21 protein-coding genes and 1 other annotated feature are annotated in these 19,433 nt (G+C 55.9%); of the genes, 7 read left to right on the top strand and 14 right to left on the bottom strand.

Features of this window, described 5'->3' with window-relative positions:
* Nucleotides 1-65: 65 nt before the first annotated feature.
* Together btuD and HMPREF1024_RS22680 are read right to left on the bottom strand one after the other, a co-directional pair.
* Nucleotides 66-815, bottom strand: coding sequence for a vitamin B12 ABC transporter ATP-binding protein BtuD (gene btuD / locus HMPREF1024_RS22675; protein WP_002909083.1), 750 nt, complete (start codon nt 813-815; stop codon nt 66-68).
* Nucleotides 815-1,366: a glutathione peroxidase gene (locus HMPREF1024_RS22680; protein ID WP_004898898.1), complete on the bottom strand. Its 552-nt coding sequence runs from the start codon at nt 1,364-1,366 to the stop codon at nt 815-817. The genes btuD and HMPREF1024_RS22680 overlap by 1 nt, the downstream gene beginning before the upstream one ends.
* Before the next feature lie 236 nt (nt 1,367-1,602).
* Here HMPREF1024_RS22680 and HMPREF1024_RS22685 point away from each other — a divergent pair, with 236 nt between their 5' ends.
* On the top strand, nt 1,603-2,403 hold the full coding sequence (locus HMPREF1024_RS22685) for a MetQ/NlpA family ABC transporter substrate-binding protein (RefSeq protein WP_002909085.1): 801 nt from the start codon (nt 1,603-1,605) through the stop codon (nt 2,401-2,403).
* A 36-nt stretch (nt 2,404-2,439) separates the two neighbouring features.
* Here the strand turns inward: HMPREF1024_RS22685 and btuC are convergent, their stop codons facing one another.
* Nucleotides 2,440-3,426, bottom strand: coding sequence for a vitamin B12 ABC transporter permease BtuC (gene btuC, locus HMPREF1024_RS22690; protein ID WP_009307609.1), 987 nt, complete (start codon nt 3,424-3,426; stop codon nt 2,440-2,442).
* 123 nt (nt 3,427-3,549) lie between these two features.
* On the bottom strand, nt 3,550-4,983 hold the full coding sequence (locus HMPREF1024_RS22695; RefSeq protein WP_004148738.1) for a gluconate:proton symporter: 1,434 nt from the start codon (nt 4,981-4,983) through the stop codon (nt 3,550-3,552).
* 280 nt (nt 4,984-5,263) lie between these two features.
* On the opposite strand from HMPREF1024_RS22695, the gene HMPREF1024_RS22700 reads away from it, so the two are divergent.
* Genes HMPREF1024_RS22700 through HMPREF1024_RS22710 form a run of 3 tightly spaced genes read left to right on the top strand, consistent with a single transcriptional unit; the run spans nt 5,264 to nt 7,831 of the window.
* Nucleotides 5,264-6,178, top strand: coding sequence for a LysR family transcriptional regulator (locus HMPREF1024_RS22700; protein WP_004189476.1), 915 nt, complete (start codon nt 5,264-5,266; stop codon nt 6,176-6,178).
* Between the two features lie 37 nt (nt 6,179-6,215).
* Nucleotides 6,216-7,481: a D-amino acid dehydrogenase gene (locus tag HMPREF1024_RS22705; protein ID WP_323740343.1), complete on the top strand. Its 1,266-nt coding sequence runs from the start codon at nt 6,216-6,218 to the stop codon at nt 7,479-7,481.
* Complete coding sequence (locus HMPREF1024_RS22710; RefSeq protein ID WP_002909094.1) at nt 7,478-7,831, top strand: RidA family protein; 354 nt, start codon at nt 7,478-7,480, stop codon at nt 7,829-7,831. The genes HMPREF1024_RS22705 and HMPREF1024_RS22710 overlap by 4 nt, the downstream gene beginning before the upstream one ends.
* 52 nt (nt 7,832-7,883) lie before the next feature.
* Here the strand turns inward: HMPREF1024_RS22710 and ihfA are convergent, their stop codons facing one another.
* The 10 genes from ihfA to HMPREF1024_RS22750 all read right to left on the bottom strand — a co-directional run bounded on the left by ihfA (nt 7,884) and on the right by HMPREF1024_RS22750 (nt 16,748).
* Nucleotides 7,884-8,183, bottom strand: a complete 300-nt coding sequence (ihfA, locus tag HMPREF1024_RS22715; protein WP_002909098.1) for an integration host factor subunit alpha — start codon at nt 8,181-8,183, stop codon at nt 7,884-7,886.
* A gap of 4 nt (nt 8,184-8,187) precedes the next feature.
* Nucleotides 8,188-10,575 (bottom strand): phenylalanine--tRNA ligase subunit beta, encoded by a 2,388-nt coding sequence (pheT, locus tag HMPREF1024_RS22720; protein WP_009307607.1) that lies wholly within the window; start codon nt 10,573-10,575, stop codon nt 8,188-8,190.
* A 15-nt stretch (nt 10,576-10,590) separates the two neighbouring features.
* A complete protein-coding gene (gene pheS / locus HMPREF1024_RS22725) occupies nt 10,591-11,574 on the bottom strand; it encodes a phenylalanine--tRNA ligase subunit alpha (RefSeq protein WP_002909105.1) in 984 nt (327 codons plus the stop codon).
* 63 nt (nt 11,575-11,637) lie between these two features.
* Nucleotides 11,638-11,762, bottom strand: a sequence feature (Phe leader region).
* The gene (gene pheM, locus HMPREF1024_RS31065) at nt 11,713-11,757 is read right to left on the bottom strand and encodes a pheST operon leader peptide PheM (protein ID WP_001386830.1); all 45 of its coding nucleotides are present in this window, start codon (nt 11,755-11,757) and stop codon (nt 11,713-11,715) included. It overlaps the preceding feature by 45 nt.
* 118 nt (nt 11,763-11,880) lie before the next feature.
* A complete protein-coding gene (gene rplT / locus HMPREF1024_RS22730) occupies nt 11,881-12,237 on the bottom strand; it encodes a 50S ribosomal protein L20 (RefSeq protein WP_000124850.1) in 357 nt (118 codons plus the stop codon).
* Between the two features lie 50 nt (nt 12,238-12,287).
* Nucleotides 12,288-12,485 (bottom strand): 50S ribosomal protein L35, encoded by a 198-nt coding sequence (gene rpmI, locus HMPREF1024_RS22735; protein ID WP_001124225.1) that lies wholly within the window; start codon nt 12,483-12,485, stop codon nt 12,288-12,290.
* Nucleotides 12,486-12,577: 92 nt separating this feature from the next.
* A complete protein-coding gene (gene infC, locus HMPREF1024_RS0125575) occupies nt 12,578-13,120 on the bottom strand; it encodes a translation initiation factor IF-3 (RefSeq protein ID WP_004189469.1) in 543 nt (180 codons plus the stop codon).
* Nucleotides 13,121-13,123: 3 nt separating this feature from the next.
* Nucleotides 13,124-15,052, bottom strand: a complete 1,929-nt coding sequence (thrS, locus tag HMPREF1024_RS22740; RefSeq protein WP_002910026.1) for a threonine--tRNA ligase — start codon at nt 15,050-15,052, stop codon at nt 13,124-13,126.
* 432 nt (nt 15,053-15,484) lie between these two features.
* Nucleotides 15,485-15,718 (bottom strand): hypothetical protein, encoded by a 234-nt coding sequence (locus tag HMPREF1024_RS22745; protein WP_002910028.1) that lies wholly within the window; start codon nt 15,716-15,718, stop codon nt 15,485-15,487.
* A gap of 271 nt (nt 15,719-15,989) precedes the next feature.
* The gene (locus HMPREF1024_RS22750) at nt 15,990-16,748 is read right to left on the bottom strand and encodes a YdiY family protein (RefSeq protein WP_002910030.1); all 759 of its coding nucleotides are present in this window, start codon (nt 16,746-16,748) and stop codon (nt 15,990-15,992) included.
* A 356-nt stretch (nt 16,749-17,104) separates the two neighbouring features.
* Between HMPREF1024_RS22750 and pfkB the strand changes: the two genes are divergently transcribed.
* The 3 genes from pfkB (at nt 17,105) to HMPREF1024_RS22765 (ending at nt 19,394) form a co-directional block, all read left to right on the top strand.
* Nucleotides 17,105-18,037, top strand: a complete 933-nt coding sequence (gene pfkB, locus HMPREF1024_RS22755) for a 6-phosphofructokinase II (RefSeq protein WP_004145382.1) — start codon at nt 17,105-17,107, stop codon at nt 18,035-18,037.
* A 94-nt stretch (nt 18,038-18,131) separates the two neighbouring features.
* Nucleotides 18,132-18,416, top strand: a complete 285-nt coding sequence (gene ghoS / locus HMPREF1024_RS22760; RefSeq protein WP_004200268.1) for a type V toxin-antitoxin system endoribonuclease antitoxin GhoS — start codon at nt 18,132-18,134, stop codon at nt 18,414-18,416.
* 105 nt (nt 18,417-18,521) lie between these two features.
* Entirely contained in the window at nt 18,522-19,394 is an 873-nt protein-coding gene (locus HMPREF1024_RS22765) for a fructosamine kinase family protein (RefSeq protein ID WP_002910036.1), read from the top strand.
* The last annotated feature ends 39 nt before the right edge of the window (nt 19,395-19,433 follow it).

Raw genomic sequence — 19,433 nt, 5'->3', positions numbered from 1 at the left:
GTCCCTAGTCTCTTTATCGCAATAATTTAGCTTGTTTATCAATATAGTGACAAGATAACTGCGTGCTACTGTGACGCGATGAGCATAATATGACCGGCCACCTCAACGCGCTGGAACGGGATCGCATAGGCGGCGGTTAAATTTTCCTCATTCAGCACCTCGGCGGTCTCCCCGCAGGCGATGGCTTCCCCCTGGCAGAGCAGCCAGCTCTGACCGGCGTGGCGCAGGGTATGGTTGAGATCGTGGCTGCTCATCACCACCGCAATCCCCGCCGCGCTCAGCTCGTGTAACAGCCGATCCAGCGCCGCCTGCTGGGCCACATCCAGACTGTTCATCGGCTCATCCAGCAGCAGCAGCTGACCCGCGGAATTACTCAAGGGATCGATCTGCAGGATCACTGCCGCCAGCCGCACGCGCTGCCACTCGCCGCCCGACAGCTGATTGACCGGACGGCCCAGCTTATTGTCCAGACCAAGCCTGGCCGCGATATCGCTCAGACGGGCGCTATCACCCTGCTGCTGCATATGCAGCGCCAGGTAGTGCCATACCGGCATGGCGAACGGCGGGGTCTGGTGTTGACTCAGATATCCGCGACGGCGCGCCAGCTCCCTCGCCGGCCACTCGTCAAGCAGCCGGCCGTTAAAATGAACCGTGCCGGGGCCGTCGGACAGCCCCGCCATGCGGGTCAGCAGCGTGCTCTTCCCTGCGCCGTTCGGCCCCACCAGATGGACAATCTCCCCGGCGCGAAAGGCCGCAGAAAACGGGGCCAGGCGCCCCGCCGCTTCTACATCCTGTAGCTGCATCAGAAACGACATTATTGCGCCAGCGCTCCTTTAATCGCCGCCACCAGCTGCGGATCGTCCGGCGTCATATCCGGAGAGAAGCGCTGAATGACGTTGCCCTGGCGATCGACGAGGAATTTTTCGAAGTTCCACAGAATGTCGTCCACATACAGCGGCGCCCGGCCTTTGCTGGCCATCCGCTCATAAAAACCGCTGCCTTCCGGGGCCACCGCTTTCGGCGCGGCGGCAATCAGTTTTTGATAGAGCGGCGCGCGATGTTCGCCGTTGACGTCAATTTTGCTAAACAGCGGGAAGGTGACGCCGTAGGTGGTGCTGCAGAAGGTCTTAATCTCCTCTTCACTGCCCGGCTCCTGGCCGAGGAACTGGTTGCAGGGGAACCCCAGCACGCTGAAGCCCTCGGCGGCAAACTGCTTTTGCAGATCCTCGAGTTGCTCATACTGCGGCGTCAGGCCGCATTTCGAGGCCACATTGACGATCAGCAGCACCTTGCCGGCAAAGGATGCCAGGGTAGTTTTCTCGCCATCAATGGTCGTCACTTCGGTATTCAGAATGTCATGTTGCATAGCCTGTCCTCAATGGATAAACCGGTTTCCGGTGAAGGTGATCCCTTTCTACTGTAGCGGATTCAGCGCCCGCCATTCTACTGCCATTCCCCCCGAGTTGTCGCATGATGTAACAGCGCTTCGCTGGCCGCCGGCAACATGAAATCCTCTCAATTGGGCCGTCGACCATTTCCGTGTACAGTGTTCCATGAATGTAATATGGTTTCGTTACTTGTTAATTTAAGAGAGTTTTAGTGATGAAGAAGTTGTTTAGCCTGGCGTTAATCGCCACCTCTGTCGCCCTGCTGAGCGCCTGCTCCCCGGATGAAGATAATAAAGTAAAAGTCGCTATCAATACCGGGCCGGACGAAGCCATCTGGAAAGTGGTGGAGCAGGTGGCGAAGGATAAATACCACCTCGATGTCGAAGTGGTCTCCTTCAATGATTATGTGCTGCCCAACGAAGCGCTGAACAACAAAGATGTCGATGCCAACGCCTTCCAGACCCTGCCGTACCTTGAGGCGCAGTCGAAAGAGCGCGGCTATAAATTTGCGGTGGTCGGTAAAACCTTTGTCTTCCCTATCGCCGCCTATTCTCACCGGATCAAAAATATCAGCGAACTGCCCGAAGGGGCGACGGTGACCATCTCTAATGAAACCACCACCCTGGGCCGCAGCCTGCTGCTGCTTCAGGCGCAGGGGTTACTCAAGCTGAAACCGGGCGTCGGCTATTTACCCACCACGCTGGATATCATCGACAATCCGAAACAGCTGAAAATTGTTGAAGTGGATACCCCGCAGCTGACCCGTACCCTTGACGATCCGAACGTCAGCCTGTCAATCATTAACACCAACTTCTCCGCCCAGGCGGGCCTGTCGGCCGCCCGCGACGGTCTGTTTATGGAGGGGCCGGATTCCCCATACGTGAATGCGATAGTCGCCCGCGAGGATAATAAGGACAGCAAGAAAATTCAGGAATTAAAAGCCGCCTTCCAGACCAGCGAAGTCGCGGAAAAAGCGAAGGAAGTCTACAAAGGCGACGCGATCAAAGGCTGGTAAGCCTGAACCGGCGCCGTCCCTGCCGACGGCGCCGCGCTATCCCCGCCCCCGCGAACGCAGCAGCAACCAGATAAAGACCGGCGCGCCCAGTGTCGCCGTCACCACGCCAATCGGCAGCTCTGCGGCGGAAAGCGCCAGCCGGGCAATGATATCCGCCCCCAGCAAGGCGCTTGCCCCGGCCAGCATACAGGCCGGGAGCAACACCCGGTGATCGCTCAAGCCGCATAGCCGCAGAATATGCGGGATCACCAGACCGATAAAGCCAATCGCCCCCGCCAGCGCCACGCTAACGCCGACCATCCAGCCGGTCGCCACCACCAGTAATTTGCGCCACAGCCACAGCGGCAGCCCAAGCTGACGAGCGGAGACTTCGCCCAGCGCCAGTAAATTCAGGGGTTGCGACTGCAGACAGACCCAGCAGAGCACCGGCAGGAGGACTATCATCAGCCACAGCTGTTGCCAGTCGACGCCGCCAAACCCGCCCATCATCCAGTACATTAGCTGACGCAGGTCAAAAGAGGTGGAGAAGTAGACTGCCCAGGTCATCAGGGCGCTGCAGATGATCCCCAGCGCCACCCCCGCCAGCAGCAGACGGCTGGTAGACAGATGGCGGCGGGCAAAACGCAGCAGAATAAAAGTGATCAGCAGCGCGCCAAAGATGGCACACAGGCCGAGCGCCCAGCCGGGCAAGACTCCTTTGCCCAGCAGGACGGCGGCAATCAGCCCGACGCCCGCGCCGTTGGAGACCCCCAGCAGCCCCGGCTCCGCCAGAGGATTTTCAAACAACGCCTGCATAATCGCCCCGGAGAGCGCCAGCGCCGCCCCCACCAGCAGCACCGCCAGGGTTCGCGGCAGGCGGATCTGCCAGATAAACAGCTGACCTTTGGCGCTGAGCCACTCGCCGGGCGGGATCCATTGCTCCCCCGCGCACAGGCTGATCAGCAGGGTGACCAGCAGCAACAGCGTTAATCCGAAGAGCCAACGCCGGCTGCGGCGCTGTTGAAGATGGGCGAGAGTCAGCATAGATTCCATTACGCAGGGGGAACAAGAGGCTGATTTTACGGTGGCTGTCGCGGTGAGAAAAGGAAAACCTCGCGCCCGTTCGTCGACGCGAAGGAAAATCTCCTCCGCGTCTGCGGTCGTTCGTCACACCAGAATCTGAAACAGCAGCGCAAAGAGAATGATGTTCGCCACCACGATTGCCCAGCCGTTATAGAGCATATATTTCAGATGAGTAGACTGCGCCAGCCCCATCTGGCCGAACATATCTGATGAGGGAAACGGCCCGAACCAGTCCACCTGGGATGAGGCCAGCAGCACGGCGGTGGTCCCCTGGGGCGGCACGCCGGCGGCCATCAGCATCGGGCCAAAGATTTTATGAGTAAAGGTCATCTGGGCCACCGCCGCACCGGGCACATGGCCGATAATATTGAACGCGAAGATGCTAAAGCACAGCCAGGCCGGGGAGATCCCCTCCAGCAGCGGTTGGGTATACTCCAGCAGCCCCTGATAGGCGTGCAGGCCATCCATCAGCTCAAGGATCGGGTTGTACAGCCAGTAGAGAATAAACATCCATACCAGGCGGCCGCAGCCGTGATACAGTGCCTGAAGGATCTGCGTCGGTCGCAGGCCGCCTACCAGGCCGGTCATCAGGGCCACCAGCAGCATCACGATTATCGCGAAGCTGAAGCCGGCTTTAATCACCACGCCAACGATCGCCATCACGATGATGGTCGCCGCGAAGGCCAGCGCGCTTAATTTACGCCGACGCTGCTGCGCGGCGCTGAGATCCTCTTGCGGCTTTTCCGCGAGATCGACGTCATAGCGCAGTTTGCCTTCGGTCATCTTCTGGATCCGTCCCGCCATTACCCAGCCGGCCAGCAGCGTGACCGCGCTCATCGGCAGACCAACGTACAGCAGATAGTCCGGATAGCTCAACCCACCGAGGCTGAGGATCGTCACGGTACTGGGGGTGAAAGGCCCGGTAAACAGCCCAACGGAACCGGCGGTCATCATCAGCGCGGCGACCGTTGGCGGCGTCAAGCGTACCGCTGCCGCCACCGGAATGATTACTGCCACGATAATGGCATTGCCACCGGCCATAGTGCCCAGCGAACCGCAAATTAAAATCGATGACGCCACAATGCCGAATTTCACCCGCGTCTGACTCGACAACCCGATGCGATGGACGACAAATTTTACCAGCTCAACCGCTGCGCCGGTGCGGGTGGCCACTTCCCCCACGCCGGCGCCGAGCATAATGATAAGCCCAACGGTGGCAATAAATGACCCGGTGGATTTCGCCAGCATCGTGCCCATTTCCGGCAGGCCGGTCGAGGTCATTATCATGGCGATAATAATCGAGGAGATGACCGCCAGCACAATATCAACGCCGATCAGCGATAATATCGCTAGCGCCACCAGCGGCGTAAATCCCAGCAGGCCAAGCTCGCTGCCTGGTCGACCGTGGCACCACAGCGCGATCAACACGAACAGCAGCAATAACAGACCAATAATAACGTTTTTCCGCGTGATATTTCGTCTGACAGGCGCATTGCCTGTGAGCGTTGAGTCACTCATAACACTCCTTAATGCCAATCAATCCGACCATGATGGTCAGGTGGTGTATGGGGGCCTGCTCAGAAAATATCCTCCCTCTTTTTCATTATTGATTGGCCGCGGCCTGAGGGTTTGTTTGGGTACAAAGGAAACGATTCTGAGAGCGTAATATGCCGCCATTGGGCGGGGTCTACAGCACAAGATGTAACCGATGCGCTGATTGGTGATTAAATCTATGTTAACTTAGTGTTAGTAGAAAATGACTTTTTATCGGTAGGCTATAACCTTGAGTTAACTGTTCATGAAACTGCGTCATCTGGAAATCTTCTATGCCGTCATGACCTGCGGCTCTTTATCGCGGGCGGCGGAAGCGCTCAATATCTCCCAGCCCGCGGCCAGCAAAGCGTTAAAAAGCGCCGAAATGAGGCTGGGTTTTACCCTGTTTCAGCGGGTGCGCGGCAAGCTGCTGCCGACCAGCGAGGCGATCACACTTTTCGAAAAAGCGCAGAGCATTTATCAGGACCTGGACAACTTGCGCCTGCTGGCCGACAACCTGGCTCGCGATCCGCGCGCCAAGATCACTTTAGGCTGTCTGCCAAGCCTGGGGTTAAGCCTGGTGCCGGAGCTGGTGACCGACTTTTATCAGCAAAACAGCAACCTGGTGATGACGCTCACTACCGAGCACACCGAGACGCTGGTCAAAAAACTGGATTTGCGCGAGATAGATTTGGCGCTGACGCTACAGCCGGTGCAGCAGGGAGAGATCCTGACCACCCTGATTGCCGAAGTACCGCTGGTGTACATCGACCGTCATTATCGTCAGGGGGCGGTGGAGATCGACCAGATCGACCAGCAGCGCTGGATCTCGCCGGGACCGCACTCGCTCTCTGCCGCCATCGCCACCCGTCGCGACTTTTCCACCACCCGGCTAAACGTCCAGACCTACTATATGGCCACCGAGTTCGTGAAGCGCGGCATGGGCTGCAGCATCACAGATATCTTCTCCGCCCAGCACAACCTGGCCCCGGAGATGATCCATCCCATTACGCCGCCGATGGCGATTAACCTCTGTCTGTTACGCCGGGCCGACGTTTCCCTGAGCCCGATGGCGCAAAAGTTCGTCGATTTTCTCTGCCAGCGTCTGCGCCAGCAGCTCAAGGAGATTAACCTGCGGTTATACCCTGACCATAAAAAGTCAATTGCGCCGCTGGGGTAAATGCTTTGACATAACCCGATAAATTTATCAGCGGTGGATATATCGGGTTATGAACAAACGCATTGTCATTATCGGCGGCGGCGTGGTCGGTCTGGCCACGGCCTGGGAACTGATCAAGCGCGGCCATCAGGTGCAATTACTGGAGCGCAATGCCGAACCGGGCAGCGCCACCAGTTTTGCCAACGGCGGACAATTAAGTTACCGCTACGTCGCCCCCCTTGCCGACAGCGGCGTTCCCCTGCAGGGAATGAAATGGATGGGCAAAGCCGATTCGCCGCTGAATATGCGTCTCAGGATGTCTCTCCAGCAGTGGCGCTGGCTGCTGCAGTTTCTGCGCGCCTGTAATAACCAGACCAATAAAATGAATGGCGACCATATTTTACGCCTGTCGCTGCTCAGCCGTCAGGTCATGCAGGCGTGGCGGGATGAGGATAATCTTGCCGATTTCCACTGGCGGCGCAGCGGAAAATTAATTATCCATCGTCGCGAATATGATTTTAATAAAGCAGCAAAAGGGATTGATCCTCAGTATCAGCAGGCGCTGAATGCTGAAGCCTGCCTGCAGCTGGAGCCGGCGCTCAAACATATTAGTCCTTCTCTGCAGGGCGGAATCTATTCGCCAGGCGATGAAACGGCAGATTGTCATCAGTTCTGCCTTGCCCTGCTCGACAAGCTCAATGCCAGCAGCGACTTTAGCCTGCTGACCCAGTGTGAGGTGCGGCGACTCCATAAGCGCGGGGGACGCATCAGCAGCCTGGAGACCAGTCAGGGGACCCTCACCGGCGATGAGTATGTCGTCGCCGCCGGTAACGGCAGTGGTTCTCTGCTTGGGCATCTGGGGGTTCGCGTGCCGCTGTGCGCCCTGAAGGGGTACAGCCTGACCCTGCCCTATCCTGAAAAAGCAGGTATTGCCCCTGACATCAGCGTCACCGACTACGGGCACAAAATCGTTTATGCCCGCCTTGGCCAACAGCTGCGTATCGCGGCGATGGTGGACATCGGCTACGACGGCGACGAACTGCGCGAAAGCCGCATTCAGGCGCTGAAAAACATCGTCGCCCGCAGCTTTCCTGAACTGGAGGGGCTGGACAAGGCCGAAGTCTGGACCGGCATGCGCCCGTCAACGCCAGCCGGCCCGCCGATGCTGGGTCGCGCCGGCTACCCCAACCTGTGGATGAACCTCGGCCAGGGTAGCCTCGGCTTTACTCTCGCCGCCGGCAGCGCGGTGGTGCTGGGCGCGTTAATCGACAATCAGATGCCAGACATTTCTTTAGAAGGTCTCACATGGAAACAAACCGCATGACAATTATTCGCAATAATCCACAACCTCGTCTTGCCGCCAGCGTTGCGTATGGCGATCTGCTGTTCCTCTCCGGGCAGACGCCAAAAAGCAATGAAGACGATATCGTTTTACAAACCCGTGAAGTACTGGAGAAGATCGACGCGCTGCTGGCCGCAGCCGGGAGCGATAAGCAGCACATTCTCTCCGCGCAGATCTGGTTGAAAAATATCGAGCGTGACTTTGCCGCATTCAATGAGGTGTGGGTGCAATGGATGCCGGAAGGCTATAGCCCGGCGCGAGCGGCCGTGCAGGCGGAGATGGCGCGACCAGAAATCCTGGTGGAGATCATGCTCACCGCCGTCAAAGCGTAAAGATTGACAGAAAAGAAAAAGGCCGCAATGCGGCCTTTTTAATTAGTTCAGATTATTTGTCTTTCGGCGACGCGTTTTCGACACGGCTTTTCAGCTTCTGACCGGGTCTGAAGGTCACCACGCGCCGGGCTGTAATGGGAATATCCTCCCCCGTCTTCGGGTTACGTCCCGGGCGTTGGTTTTTATCCCGCAAATCGAAGTTGCCGAACCCGGAGAGTTTGACCTGTTCTCCGTTTTCCAGAGCACGACGGATCTCTTCGAAAAACAACTCGACCAGTTCTTTGGCATCCCGCTTGCTAAGCCCAAGCTTATCAAACAGATATTCTGACATTTCAGCTTTTGTAAGCGCCATAGGTTCAATCCCTCAATGATGCCTGGAATCGCTCTTTTAATGCCTCTACACATCTGGCAACGGTAGCGGCAATCTCCTCTTCTTCGAGTGTACGGCTGGTATCCTGCAGGATCAGGCTAATCGCAAGGCTCTTATACCCTTCCGCCACACCCTTACCACGGTACACGTCAAATAAGTTTACGCCAACTACCTGATTTACGCCAACTTTCTTACATTCGGCTAAAACATCGGCGGCAGCCACGTTTTCCGCGACCAGCACCGCGATGTCGCGACGGTTCGCCGGGAAGCGGGAAATATCGCGCGCCTGAGGCACCACGCGGTCTGCGAGCTTGTTCCACTCCAGTTCGAACACCAGAGTGCGACCGTTCAGATCCAGTTTACGTTCCAGCTCAGGATGAACAACCCCAATGAAACCAATGCGTTCACCTTTAAGATAAATCGCTGCGGATTGTCCCGGATGCAGCGCGGTGGTCGCTTCAGCACGGAATTCGATATCCGCTAATTTTCCGGTTAAATCCAGAACGGCTTCCAGATCGCCTTTCAGATCATAGAAATCGACCGTCTCTTTCGCCAGTGTCCAGTGCTCTTCGTAGCGGTTGCCGCAGATCGCCCCGGCCAGCATCACATCCTGACGAATGCCCAGCGGCGCATTGGTGTCCGGCACAAAGCGCAGGCCGCTCTCAAAGATGCGCACCCGGCTCTGCTGACGGTTCTGGTTGTAGACCACGGTGCCCAGCAGGCCGGTCCACAGCGACAGGCGCATCGCCGACATTTCGCTGGAGATCGGGCTTGGCAGGATCAGCGCCTCTTCCCCGGCGTGGATCAGCTGCTGGACTTTCGGATCGACGAAGCTGTAGGTGATCACTTCCTGATAGCCTTTGTCGTTCAGCAGCGTTTTCACGCGCTTCAGCGACAGGTCCGCTTCGCGGTGGGTTCCCATGATCAGACCCGCCTGCACCGGTTCGTCAGGAATGTAGTTGTAGCCGTAAACGCGAGCCACTTCTTCAACCAGATCTTCTTCGATCTCCATGTCGAAACGCCAGCTCGGCGCAACCGCCTGCCATTCGCCCTCGCCAACCGTCACTTCGCAGCCGAGGCGCTGCAGAATGTCGGTGACCTGCGCGTCAGCGATATGGTGGCCAATCAGGCGATCCAGCTTGCTGCGACGCAGCGTAATGGTGGCGCGTGTTGGTAGATTCTCTTTGCTGGTAACGTCAATGACCGGGCCGGCTTCACCGCCGCAGAGGTCGATCAGCAGACGGGTTGCACGCTCCAGCGCTTTATACTGCAGGGCCGGATCGACGCCGCGCTCATAGCGGTGAGAGGCATCGGTGTGCAGGCCATGACGGCGCGCGCGGCCGGTAATGGACAGCGGGCTGAAGAACGCGCATTCCAGCAGCACGTTCTGGGTTTCGTCGTTAACGCCGGAGTGTTCCCCGCCGAAGATCCCCCCCATCGCCAGCGCTTTGTTATGGTCTGCAATGACCAGCGTGTCGCTGTCGAGCTTTGCTTCAGAGCCATCGAGCAGGACCAGGGTTTCCCCTTCTTTCGCCATGCGCACCACGATCCCGCCTTCAATACGGTCGCGGTCAAAGGCGTGCATCGGCTGGCCCAGCTCAAGCAGCACATAGTTGGTCACGTCAACCACCGCGTCGATGGAGCGGATCCCGCAGCGGCGCAGCTTCTCTTTCATCCACAGCGGCGTCGGCGCTTTGACGTTGATACCTTTCACCACGCGCCCCAGATAGCGCGGGCAAGCCTGCGGCGCGTCAACCTGAATCGGCAGCACGTCGTCAATCGTCGCGGCAACCGGCGTGATTTCCGGCGCGTTCAGCGGGGCTTTGTTCAGGACAGCGACATCGCGCGCCACGCCAATGATGCCCAGGCAGTCGGCGCGGTTTGGCGTGACGCTGATTTCGATGGTGTTATCGTCAAGCTTGAGGTATTCGCGAATATCGGTGCCGATGGGCGCATCTGCCGGCAGCTCGATGATACCGCTATGGTCGTCGGAAATACCCAGCTCGGAGAAGGAGCACAGCATCCCCTCAGACGGCTCGCCGCGCAGCTTCGCGGCCTTGATTTTAAAATCGCCCGGCAGCACGGCGCCGATGGTGGCTACCGCGACCTTTAGCCCCTGACGGCAGTTTGGCGCGCCGCAGACGATGTCCAGCAGGCGTTCGCCGCCGACGTTGACTTTGGTGACGCGCAGTTTGTCGGCGTTCGGGTGCTGACCGCACTCCACCACTTCCCCGACAACGACGCCGTTGAAGCTGCCGGCGACCGGCTCAACGCCATCTACTTCGAGGCCCGCCATGGTGATCTGATCGGAAAGCGCTTCGCTGTCGATCGCCGGGTTAACCCATTCGCGTAACCACAGTTCACTGAATTTCATTGTTCTGTCCTGCCCTTATTTAAACTGTTTGAGGAAACGCAGATCGTTTTCGAAGAACGCGCGCAGATCGGTGACGCCATAGCGCAGCATGGTCAGACGCTCCATGCCCATGCCGAAGGCGAAGCCGGAGTAGACTTCCGGATCGATACCCACGTTACGCAGCACGTTCGGGTGCACCATCCCGCAGCCCAGCACTTCCAGCCATTTGCCGTTTTTACCCATTACGTCAACTTCCGCAGACGGTTCGGTGAACGGGAAGTAGGACGGACGGAAGCGGACCTGCAGATCTTCTTCAAAGAAGTTGTTCAGGAAGTCGTGCAGCGTCCCTTTCAGGTTGGTGAAGCTGATATTTTTATCAACGATCAGACCTTCCATCTGATGGAACATCGGGGTGTGGGTCTGATCGTAGTCGTTACGATAGACGCGGCCCGGCGCGATAATACGGATAGGCGGCTGCTGGTTTTCCATGGTGCGGATCTGCACGCCGGAGGTCTGCGTACGCAGCAGGCGAGTGGCATCGAACCAGAAAGTGTCGTGGTCAGCGCGCGCCGGATGGTGACCCGGAATATTCAGCGCATCGAAGTTGTGGTAATCGTCTTCGATTTCCGGGCCCGTCGCCACGGTAAAGCCGAGCTCACCGAAGAAACTTTCAATACGGTCGATGGTGCGAGTAACCGGATGCAGGCCGCCGTTTTCAATGCGGCGACCCGGCAGCGAGACGTCAATGGTCTCTGCGGCCAGACGCGCATTCAGCGCTGCGCCTTCCAGTTCAGCTTTACGCGCGTTCAGCGCCTGCTGCACCTGCTCTTTCGCCTCGTTGATGACCGCACCGGCTGCCGGACGCTCTTCCGGCGGCAGCTCACGCAGGGTGGTCATTTGCAGGGTCAGATGCCCTTTTTTACCCAGGTATTCCACGCGGACGTTGTCCAGCGCAGCAACATCTGATGCCTCGTTAATGGCTGCCTTGGCACTGGCAACCAGCTCTGCGAGATGTGACATGGTTTTCCTCATTATGTCGGTGCAGACACCGGTTATAGTGAAATTAATATTCCGAATCCATATACGAAAAAAGCCTCCACAGGGGAGGCTTTCTGGCGCTGTTTTCCGTTTCTTCTTTCACGCGCAAGCCCCCTGAGTTCAGGTGCTAAAGTAAAAAAAGAAGCGGAAAATAGCAGCATTCATGCTTGCATTACCTTGTCTGGTAAGAAACGTCAGAGCTGTATTGAAAAGCCTGCGCCGATAAAAGTCAATGTATTGATGGTGTTGAAACGAAAAGAGGGAGACAAGCTCCCTCTTTCAACTGGCTTATGCCAGAGCTGCTTTCGCTTTTTCGACCAGAGCGGTGAACGCTACTTTGTCGAATACAGCGATGTCAGCCAGGATCTTACGGTCGATTTCAACAGAGGCTTTTTTCAGGCCATTGATGAATTTGCTGTAAGAAATACCGTTCTGACGTGCTGCTGCGTTGATACGTGCAATCCACAGTTGACGGAACTGACGTTTACGTTGACGACGGTCACGGTAAGCGTACTGACCAGCTTTGATAACAGCCTGGAAGGCAACGCGGTATACGCGAGAACGCGCACCGTAGTAGCCTTTAGCTTGTTTCAAAATTTTCTTGTGACGTGCACGTGCAATTACACCACGTTTTACGCGAGCCATGTGTGCTCTCCTGTATCTATTCTAAGTTAAAAAAGTTAAACGTTAACGACTTATGCGTACGGCAGGCACGCGATAACCAGGCCCAGATCGCCTTTGGAAACCATGGCTTTCGGACGCAGGTGACGTTTACGCTTGGTAGCTTTTTTAGTCAGAATGTGACGCAGGTTAGCGTGCTTGTGCTTAAAACCACCTTTACCGGTTTTTTTGAAGCGCTTAGCAGCACCGCGTACGGTCTTAATTTTTGGCATTTTAATAACTTCCACTTCGCATTGTTAATAAACGAAACAAAGGCGAACAAAACCAGTGAGCCGAAGCCCACCGGAAATGTTTCTTGATGGCCTTACTGTTTCTTCTTAGGAGCGAGCACCATGATCATCTGGCGGCCTTCGATCTTCGTTGGGAAGGATTCGACTACTGCCAGTTCAACCAGATCGTCTTTCACGCGGTTAAGCACTTCCATACCGATCTGCTGGTGGGCCATCTCACGACCGCGGAAACGCAGCGTGATCTTGGCCTTATCGCCATCTTCGAGAAAGCGAATCAGGCTGCGGAGTTTTACCTGATAGTCACCTTCATCAGTACCAGGGCGGAATTTAATTTCCTTAACCTGGATAACTTTCTGCTTCTTCTTCTGTTCCTTAGAAGACTTACTCTTTTCATAAAGGAACTTGCCGTAGTCCATGATACGACAAACTGGCGGCTCGGCGTTAGGGCTGATTTCAACTAAATCTACTCCAGCCTCTTCAGCCTTTTCGATAGCTTCTCTCAGACTCACAATTCCCAGCTGCTCACCTTCCAGACCTGTTAAGCGAACTTCCTGGGCGCGAATCTCGCCATTAATACGATTCGGACGTGCCGTTTGAACTCGTTTTCCGCCTTTAATACCTTATTCCTCCAGTTGTTGAAGACTGCGGCTGCGAATCTCTTGTTGCAGCTTCTCGATCACTTCATTTACGTCCATGCTGCCGAGGTCTTTCCCGCGACGGGTGCGCACGGCCACTTTGCCGGCTTCGACTTCTTTGTCGCCACAGACCAACATATACGGGACACGACGTAAAGTGTGCTCGCGAATTTTAAAGCCAATCTTCTCATTTCTCAAGTCTGCTTTTACACGAATGCCCGCATTTTGTAGTTTACGCGTCAATTCGTTAACGTATTCAGCCTGAGAATCGGTAATATTCATGACCACTACCTGCACTGGTGCAATCCAGGTTGGGAAGAAGCCTGCGAACTCTTCGGTCAGGATGCCAATGAAGCGCTCCAGAGAACCGAGAATCGCACGGTGAATCATGACCGGCACCTGACGCTCGTTGTTTTCGCCCACATAGGAGGCGCTTAAACGCTGCGGCAGAGAGAAGTCCAGCTGTACGGTACCGCACTGCCATGCACGATCGAGGCAGTCATACAGGGTAAATTCAATTTTCGGGCCGTAGAACGCCCCTTCACCGAGTTGATATTCAAATGGGATGTTATTTTCTTCCAGCGCCACCGCCAGATCCGCTTCCGCGCGATCCCAGGTCTCGTCGCTACCGATACGTTTTTCCGGGCGAGTCGACAGTTTGACGACGATCTTCTCGAAGCCAAAGGTGCTATACATATCGTAGACCATACGAATACAGGCGTTCACTTCATCGCGAACCTGATCTTCAGTACAGAAGATATGCGCATCATCCTGGGTAAAGCCGCGCACGCGCATCAGACCATGCAGCGCGCCAGACGGTTCGTTACGGTGGCAGCTACCGAATTCCGCCATACGCAGCGGCAGGTCGCGGTAGGATTTCAGCCCCTGGTTGAAGATCTGCACGTGACCCGGGCAGTTCATCGGCTTGATACAGTATTCACGGTTCTCAGAAGAGGTGGTGAACATCGCATCTTTGTAGTTGTCCCAGTGGCCGGTTTTTTCCCACAGCACACGGTCCATCATGAACGGACCTTTTACTTCCTGATACTGGTACTCTTTCAGTTTAGAACGAACAAACGTTTCCAGTTCACGGAAGATGGTCCAGCCGTCATTGTGCCAGAACACCATCCCCGGCGCCTCTTCCTGCATGTGATACAGGTCGAGCTGCTTACCGATTTTACGGTGGTCACGCTTGGCGGCTTCTTCCAGACGCTGCAGGTAGGCATTCAGCGCTTTTTTATCTGCCCACGCGGTGCCGTAGATACGCTGCAACATTTTATTGTTGCTGTCGCCGCGCCAGTAGGCTCCGGCGGTTTTCATCAGCTTAAAGTGATGGCAGAAGCGCATGTTCGGTACGTGCGGACCGCGGCACATATCGATATATTCTTCATGATGATACAGGCCAGGCTTGTCATCATGGGCAATGTTTTCATCAAGAATAGAAACTTTATAGCTTTCGCCGCGTTTCACGAAGGTTTCACGCGCTTCATGCCAGCTCACTTTCTTCTTGATAACGTCGTAGTTTTTCTCGGCGAGCTCATGCATACGTTTTTCGAGCGCGTCGATATCTTCCTGGGTCAGGGTGTGGTCGAGGTCTACGTCATAGTAGAAACCATTATCGACAACCGGACCGATAGCCATTTTGGTGTTGGGCCACAGCTGTTTGATGGCATGGCCTAACAGGTGCGCGCAGGAGTGACGAATGATCTCCAGCCCTTCTTCATCTTTCGCGGTGATGATAGAGAGAGTGGAATCGGATTCGATCGGGTCACAGGCGTCTACCAGTTCACCGTTTACCCGCCCGGCAATGGTGGCTTTCGCCAGGCCTGGACCGATATCCAGCGCGACATCCATCGGACTCACTGCGTGGTCAAAATGGCGTTGGCTGCCATCAGGAAGCGTAATTACAGGCATTTTATGTCCTTATTTGCAGTGGTGCCCCGCACGAAAGAGCACATACAAAACTATATAATCATAATTATCATCAGGTTAAGGCGCAGTTCCCGCTTCACTCTGCGAAAATAGGAGCACGACCGGAACGATCGCTCCCCCCTGCAACCGCCTGCTGATAACACCGGGGAGTAGTTTACACATCATTGGTACGTGATTAAAGCCGCGACAGCATAAATGATGGCGGAATGCGGAGAAAACAAGAGGGCCACGGATAAAAAAGCAGAATATAAGCGATGTGGCGCGGTAATATTGGCCAATGGCGCCGGACGATATTATTCGGACATGATAAAAGAGACGTGGAGATATTGCCTGCTGAATGTATACCGCGGGCCATTAAACCGGTACCACTTAACCCGGCTTATTAGACCGCTCGCGAAACGATAGCCTGCAATATTAAGACCACTCGCCGGCCACCAGCGTATGCACATTAAAGGCGTCGTTCATGGATTTTCCGGTGGTAGGGGCGCCGGGCGCAATATTCGAACCAGCCTCAACGTCAGAGGCTTTGGCGATACCTACCTGGGTATGATCCTGATGACCCGATGGCGGAACGGGCGTGGCGGCTGATGCGCCAAAAGAAAGCACGCACAGCGCCAGGGCTGCGATGGTATAACGATTGTTTTTCATGATGTTAATTCTCTTATTACGGAAAACAGACCGGGCAATGTCGCCCTCCGGTCAGTGGTTGTTAGTATAGATCCAGATCACATATTTGTCCGTCGAATATTTAGCTATTTGTGTCAAATAGAATGAATATTTGTCAGGCGCTCGTGAATAATGGAGAAAAAATGGAGGGCTATTTCCTTTTTACAAAAAGTAAAACGAACGGCCAGAAAAAATAATATCACTAATTGCTAAAACCAAAACGAACAGGCCGGGGAAAACCCGGCCTGAAATATTACATCTTATACCCGAGGGAGAGCGAGGTCCGGCGATCGGTATGCTCCGGCGCAGACGCAGGCGGCTCAGAGTTCCAGGTCACGTTGTAGGCGACCTTCAGGGCGAAATGGGCGTTAATCGCCACGTTTAACGCGCTCTCTGAGTTGACCGTGGTGTCCTCGGCGCCGAACACCGATACCCCTTGCGAAAATTTGGCGTTATCGGTCATCTGCCAGGCCCAGGTACCCGAAGCATAACCCAGCGGCTGGGTATCAGTATCCCCGTCGGTATATTCGTCATAGCGAACGCCAGGACCAAATTCAAACCGCAGACTGTGCACCGGCCCGTTGAGGATCTGACGACCATAGCCCGCCGTCACAACATCGCGCTGTTGATAGCCGTTGTAGCGGTCTGTTAGCCAGCTACCCTGACCAAAGACATAGTTCATATCGGTCAGGTTGTAGCGGCTACGTCCGCCGACAGCATATTTTTCTGAGGATCGCTCATCATTGGACGACGTGTTGCTGGCGTTGCCCCACAGCGACCAGGCGGTGGTATTACCATACCAGGTCAGGGTGGAATCCGCCGTCATCGAAGAGCTCTTGGTGTTGCCGGACTGCGCCAGGTAGCCTGCGTTAACCACCCCTTCGAACGGTTTTTTGGCAGCGGAAGGGTCATCCATGACGGTAAATACAGAATCATCGGCCATTGCGCCAACAGACGCAAAAAGCCCCCCCGCCAGCATAACCGCTGCGGGTACTGTCTTTAAAAGCTTCATTATAACTCTCTAAAATACATTTTTTTAGGACAGTACAAATGATGAACAGGCATAATCTCGCCGGCTCATTGAATTTAGCGTCCGTACAACATAAAAGAGACCTGAGGGTCCCGGAAACTTTCGCGAGGATCGCGGAGTGCAGGTCCTAAGAAAGGTAGCAAATTATAAAAAAGCACGAATAACATAGCAATCACTTACTCTTTCGTTTTTTGAATAAGACAGCTCCGGAAACAATCTTTATTTCATAATGAAAATAGAGGCATCTTTGCAAAACTGTCAGGAACTGGACTTTCCCTCCCCGAGTCATCGTGCCATGCTTAAATTAACGACAGTCGCCGTATTAAGGAGGAGAAGGAATGACCAAAATTTACACGCTCACGCTGGCCCCCTCGCTGGATAGCGCCACGCAAACCCCACAGATCTACCCGGAAGGCAAACTTCGCTGCAGCGCGCCGGTATTTGAACCTGGCGGCGGCGGGATCAACGTGGCCCGCGCCGTGACCTTTCTCGGCGGCAAAGCCACCGCCATTTTCCCGGTCGGTGGCGCTACCGGCGAGCATCTTGCCGCCCTGCTGGCCGATGAGCAGGTGCCGGTCGAGACCGTCGAAACCCGCGACTGGACGCGGCAAAACCTGCACGTCCACGTGGCCGCCAGCGGCGAACAGTATCGCTTCGTTATGCCCGGCGCGGCACTGACGGACGATGAATTCCGCCGTCTGGAAGAGAAGGTTCTGACTATCGAACCCGGCTCTCTGCTGGTGGTCAGCGGCAGCCTGCCGCCAGGTATTAGCGTCGATAACCTGATGCAGCTGGTGAAAAATGCGCAACAGCAGGGACTGCGCTGCATCATTGACAGTTCTGGCGATGCGCTGGCCGCCGCGCTGGACGTCGGCAATATTGAGCTGGTGAAACCGAACCAGAAAGAGCTTAGCGCCCTCGTGCAGCGCGATCTCAGCCAACCCGATGACGTGCGCCTTGCCGCTCAGTCGTTGATCCAGTCCGGTAAAGTGCGCCGGGTGGTGGTCTCCCTGGGTCCGCAGGGGGCATTAGGCGTGGACGCCAGCGGCAGCGTTCAGGTAGTGCCGCCACCGATGAAAAGCCAGAGCACCGTCGGCGCTGGCGACAGCATGGTGGGCGCCATGACCTTGCGTCTGGCGGAAAACGCCAGCCTTGAAGACATGGTACGCTTTGGCGTCGCCGCCGGTAGCGCCGCGACCATCAACCAGGGCACCCGCCTCTGCTCGCGGGCCAATACGCAAAAAATCTATGATTATCTCTGCGGGCGTTGATCTTCCCTGCCCCCTCCGCGCCGGCGGAGGGGAATCACAATATAAGCAGGATGGTCTATGCTGGAAAGGCCATGCATAACAACGGGGTGTAGAGATGAGTAATGAAATTACCGCCTGGGTCGTCAGCGTGACCTTCCATGAACAGGCGCTGACGGAGATCAATGAGGTCAGCAACCATTTTACCCGTGCCGGGTTTGTACTGACGCTCAATGATGAAGAGGGCTCGCCCCATGAGCTGGGTACCAACACCTTCGGCCTGCTGAGCGGCCAGACGGCCGAGGAAGTTAAGGCCCTCAGCGCCGGCCTGGCGGAAGCGGCCCTTGGCCGCCCGGCGGAAATCGCTGTGGCCACATTCGCCGAGTGGTTAAAAGCTCAATAAGTGCGTTTAGCGCAACGGAAAGCGTCAGTTGTGCGTCAGTTCCAGGTTTACCCGGTAGTAATGCGCTAACCTTATGATATGGTGGAAAACATGGGGAGAGACAGCATGTGGCAAGCAATCAGTACTCTTTTACGCGATTGGCATACCGAAGACGCTGAAATCGAACTGAAAACCGAGCTGCCCGGTGGAGAGATCCATTCCGCCTGGCATTTACGCTTCGGCGGGAAAGATTACTTCGTGAAATGCGACGAACGGGAACTTCTGCCTATCTTCACCGCCGAGTCCGATCAGCTGGAGCTGCTGTCGCGAAGCAAAACCGTTCGCGTACCGCAGGTCTTTGCCGTCGGCAGCGATCGCGACTATAGCTTCGTGGTCATGGAGTACCTCCCTCCCCGTCCGCTGGATGCGCACAATGCGTTTCTGCTTGGCCAGCAGCTAGCCCACCTCCATCAGTGGAGCGATCAGCCGCAGTTCGGTCTGGATTTTGATAACGATCTTTCCACCACGCCGCAGCCCAACGCCTGGCAGCGTCGCTGGTCGGTTTTTTTTGCCGAGCAGCGTATCGGCTGGCAGCTGGAGCTCGCGGCGGAGAAGGGATTGCACTTTGGCGATATCGATACCTTAGTCGATATGGTACAGCAGCGACTGGCCAACCATCAGCCGCAGCCTTCGCTGCTGCACGGGGATCTGTGGTCCGGCAACTGCGCCTTAGGGCCGGATGGCCCCTATATATTCGATCCCGCCTGCTACTGGGGCGACCGCGAGTGCGATTTAGCCATGCTGCCGATGCATCCGGAACAGCCCCCGCAAATCTATGACGGCTATCAGTCCGTTTCGCCTCTGCCGTCGGGTTTTCTCGATCGTCAGCCGATTTATCAGCTTTATACTCTGCTGAACAGAGCGATTTTGTTTGGCGGCCAGCACCTGGTAACGGCCCAGCAGGCGCTGGATGATGTATTGATGGAGAAAATGCGTTAAACAAGCTTCACGGCGGACCTTGCCGGTCCGCCGCAGCGT

Origin of the sequence: Klebsiella sp. 4_1_44FAA (assembly GCF_000238715.1) — a bacterium.
In the GTDB taxonomy this organism is placed as follows: domain Bacteria; phylum Pseudomonadota; class Gammaproteobacteria; order Enterobacterales; family Enterobacteriaceae; genus Klebsiella; species Klebsiella pneumoniae.
The sequence above is the reverse complement of the archived record's forward strand: the minus strand, read 5'-3'. Positions and strand labels throughout refer to the sequence as shown.